The sequence below is a fragment of the Glycomyces xiaoerkulensis genome (genome assembly GCF_002798405.1).
GTDB classification, from domain to species: Bacteria; Actinomycetota; Actinomycetes; order Mycobacteriales; family Micromonosporaceae; genus Glycomyces; species Glycomyces xiaoerkulensis.
The window spans coordinates 1-4,241 of record NZ_PGGV01000006.1 but is presented as its reverse complement, the minus strand read 5'-3'; the positions used below and the strand labels follow the sequence as shown (position 1 = coordinate 4,241).

3 protein-coding genes are annotated in these 4,241 nt (G+C 68.3%); all 3 read right to left on the bottom strand.

The features are described 5' to 3' along the window. Nucleotides 1-681 (bottom strand): ABC transporter ATP-binding protein (locus tag CUT39_RS21390; protein ID WP_100444302.1); only part of this gene is annotated, 681 nt, incomplete at its 3' end. Nucleotides 682-974: 293 nt separating this feature from the next. Further along, nucleotides 975-3,494: an ABC transporter permease gene (locus CUT39_RS02085; protein WP_198586801.1), complete on the bottom strand. Its 2,520-nt coding sequence runs from the start codon at nucleotides 3,492-3,494 to the stop codon at nucleotides 975-977. 27 nt (nucleotides 3,495-3,521) lie between these two features. Next, nucleotides 3,522-4,241: ABC transporter ATP-binding protein (locus tag CUT39_RS02080; protein WP_100444300.1), on the bottom strand; the 720-nt coding region annotated here is incomplete at its 5' end.

Sequence of the window (4,241 nt, the reverse complement as noted above, 5' to 3'; positions counted from 1 at the left end):
CATCTTGTCGATGATCGCCTCGGCGGTGGGGTCCTGCATGTCGTCGACGACTTGGCCGTCGGCGAGGAACACGACGCGGTCGGCGTAGGCGGCGGCGTTGGGGTCGTGGGTGACCATGCAGATGGTCTGGCCGAATTCGTCGACGCTGGTGCGCAGGAAGCGGAGGACTTCGGCGCCGGAGCGGGTGTCGAGGTTGCCGGTGGGTTCGTCGGCGAACACGACCTCGGGCCGTGAGGCGAGGGCGCGGGCGCAGGCCACGCGCTGCTGCTGGCCGCCGGACAGCTCGGTGGGCTTGTGGTCGAGGCGGTCGGCCAGGTCGAGGGTGTCGATGATGCGGCGGACCCACTCGGGGTCGGCCTTGGTGCCGGCGATGGCGGCCGGGAGGGTGATGTTCTCCTCGGCGGTGAGCGTGGGCAGGAGGTTGAACTGCTGGAAGATGAAGCCGATCTTGTCGCGGCGCAGCTTGGTGAGGGCCTTGTCGTTGAGGCCGGTGATGGTGGACTCGCCGATGCTCACCGAGCCGCGGTCGGTGGTGTCGAGGCCGGCGAGGCAGTGCATCAGGGTCGACTTGCCTGAGCCGGAGGGGCCCATGATGGCGGTGAGGACGCCGGAGGTGAATTCGACCGAGACGTCGCGGAGCGCGACGACCTGCGCCTCGCCGGACCCGTAAGCCCTCCACAGGCCCGTGGCGGTGACGGCCGAGCGAGTCGCGGGTGGCGCCGGGGGATTTGCTAGTGGCACTGGTTTGCCTCTCTGGGACGGCGTTCCATTCAGGTGCGACCAAGGCTATGAGTTCGCGGCTCCGGGGACTTCGGCCTGCGGACGGGACTTCGGCTCCTACCGAAGGGGGAAGCGCCGCGTCGGCCTCGGCCGAACGGCGGAGCGGCGCGCGGCCGGACGCGCGGAGGGGCGGCGCCGACGGCGCCGCCCCTCGCTCTTCCCGGTTTCCTTGATTTGGTCGGTTACGGGCTGGACTACTCGTAGGCGATGGCGCCCAGCACGTTGAGTTTGGCCGCCCGTGCGGCCGGCGCGATCGCGGCCAGCAGGCCCACGATCACGGCCGCGATCAGATAGATCGCCATCAGGCCCCAGGGCAGGGCGAACGACGACAGTCCTTCGGACTCCAGCGCCTGCTGGACCGCCCAGCCGAGGCCGACGCCGACCCCGATGCCGAGCACCGCGCCGAACACGCAGATCAATACGCTTTCGACGGTGATCATCCGCCTGGCCTGGCCGCGTGTCATGCCGACCGCCCGCAGGAGCCCCAGCTCGCGGGTCCGTTCGAGAACGGACAGCACGAGCGTGTTGACCACGCCGATGATCGCGATGATGATCGCGAGCGCCAAAAGGATCTGGACGCTGAGCAGCAGGAAGTCCAGTTGGCTGGACTGCTCGTCCACGAACTCGGCGTTGTTGGCCACATTGACCTCGGGTTCATCGGCCAGAACGTCGCGGACCCGGTCCTGGACCGCCGCCACGTCGGCGTCGTCGGCGACGTCGAGGTAGGCCTGCATCGGTTTCGGCAGTGTGAAGTGCTCGATCTGCTCCGGTGAGGTCCACCAGCCGTCGGTCAGCGCGTAGTCGTCGAGGATCGCGTCGACGCGCCCGGTCATCGTGCTCCCGTCGCCGAAGGTGACTTCGACGGTGTCGCCGAGCGCCAGGTCGCGATCTTCGGCGACGGAGTCGTTGATCACCAGTGAGTCGTCCTGGAGACCGGTGACGGAGCCTTCGGCGACCGTGCCGCCGAACACCTCCAGACTCGTCTCCAAGTCCTCACTGGCCGCCAGCGCGACGTCGCTACCGTCGACCTGAGGGCCCATGAAGTCGACGTAGACGTCGCCGACCCGATCGACCTCCGGCAGTTCCTTCAGCTCGGCGAGCGTCTCAGGGGAGAACGACGGTACGTTCGCACCGGTCTGCGAGCCGCTGACGATCAAGTCCGAATTGAGGTTCAAATCCAGCACTTCGGACATGGTCGATTTGAAGCTCGCCACGATCGTGGCGATACCCGTGATCAGAGCGACGCCGATCATCAGCGCCGACGCGGTGATGGCGGTACGCCGCGGATTGCGGCCGGCGTTGATCTTGCCGAGCCTCCCGGGGAAGGTCCACGACATCAGCACTCCGAGGCCCGCCACGATCGGCCGGGCCAGGATCGGAGTGAGCATGGTGACGCCCACGAATGCGATGCCGACCCCGACCAGGATGCCGGTCAGCGAGCCGTCGCCCAGGTTGTCGGTCAGTCCCAGCCCGAGCAGCGTCCCGCCGGCGGCGGCGACGAGCGCCCCGGCGATGGTGATGCCGCGCAGCGGTTTGGGTGGATTGGCCGCATCCCGCATGGCCGCCACCGGCGGCACTCGGGCCGCTTTGAGGGCGGGAATGAGCGCCGAGAGCACCGTCACGCCGATGCCGACCGCCAGGGCCCACAGCGTGGTCGGCGGGATCTGCAACTGCACCGGCATGTCGTCGAACAGCGACGAGCCGACGATCTGCGACAGCCCCCAACCCAGCAGGATGCCGAGTCCGAAGCCGATGGCGGCGGCGACGGTTCCGATGACCACCGCCTCGGTGAGCACCGAGCGGACCACCTGGCCGCGGCCGGCGCCGATGGCGCGCAGCAGCGCCAGCTCGCGCTGGCGTTGGGCCACGATGATGGTGAAGGTGTTGATGATCAGGAACACCGATACGAAGACGGCGACCAGACCGAAGCCGAGGAAGATGTATCCCATGACGTCGGCGAGCACCGCCAGGCCTTCGGCGGCCTCGTCGCTGGCCTCTTGCCCGGTCTGCACCTTGTAGTCGTCTCCGACGGCCGCGGCGATGGCGTCGGTGTCGACGTCGCCGTACGCATAGAGGGTGAGGTACACGTCCTCGCCCCCGGTGAGCAGTCGCTGCGCCGCGGCCGTGGTGAAGCCGACCTGCGTCTCGCCGGCGAGCGAGTCGCGGTCTCCGGTGAGCCCGTACACGCCGACGATGGTGTAGTCGGCCCGGTCGGCGGTGTAGGAGTAGATGGTGACGGTGTCGCCCAGTTCGTAGCCGGAATCGGTGATGAACTTGGCCGAGACGGCGATCTCGTCGTCGGCCGTGGGCCCGTGCCCTTCCCTCAATTCAATGTACTCGTCGTCATCGGCGTTCGCCTCCCAGTTGAGGCCGATGGTGGGCTGGAAGGCGCCGACGAGTTTGCCGTCGGGGTCGATGGCGTTGACCTGGCCGCTGACCTCGCCGGCCACGCGATCGACGCCGTCGACCGATTCGACGGTGTCGATCAGGTCGTGGGGGATGCCGTCCGTTTCGGGCTGGAACGTGTCGTCCTCGAAGCCTCCGTCGGAGCTTTCGCGGGTTACGACGGCGTCGACACCCGAGTAGGCGTCGGAGATGAGGCCACTGACGGAGTTGGCCATGGTGGAGGTGAGGATCATTGCCGCCGCGACGAACATGGTGCCGAGGACGACGGCGAGGCTGGTGAGGACAAGCCGGGCTTTGCGGCTTGCCATTCCCTTCAGGGTGGCGCGGAACATGGATTAGGCGGCCTTCTGGTTCTCGGCGGCGGCGACCAGCTCTTCGAAGTGCTTCATCTTGTCGATGATCGCCTCGGCGGTGGGGTCCTGCATGTCGTCGACGACTTGGCCGTCGGCGAGGAACACGACGCGGTCGGCGTAGGCGGCGGCGTTGGGGTCGTGGGTGACCATGCAGATGGTCTGGCCGAATTCGTCGACGCTGGTGCGCAGGAAGCGGAGGACTTCGGCGCCGGAGCGGGTGTCGAGGTTGCCGGTGGGTTCGTCGGCGAACACGACCTCGGGCCGTGAGGCGAGGGCGCGGGCGCAGGCCACGCGCTGCTGCTGGCCGCCGGACAGCTCGGTGGGCTTGTGGTCGAGGCGGTCGGCCAGGTCGAGGGTGTCGATGATGCGGCGGACCCACTCGGGGTCGGCCTTGGTGCCGGCGATGGCGGCCGGGAGGGTGATGTTCTCCTCGGCGGTGAGCGTGGGCAGGAGGTTGAACTGCTGGAAGATGAAGCCGATCTTGTCGCGGCGCAGCTTGGTGAGGGCCTTGTCGTTGAGGCCGGTGATGGTGGACTCGCCGATGCTCACCGAGCCGCGGTCGGTGGTGTCGAGGCCGGCGAGGCAGTGCATCAGGGTCGACTTGCCTGAGCCGGAGGGGCCCATGATGGCGGTGAGGACGCCGGAGGTGAATTCGACCGAGACGTCGCGGAGCGCGACGACCTGCGCCTCGCCGGACCCGTA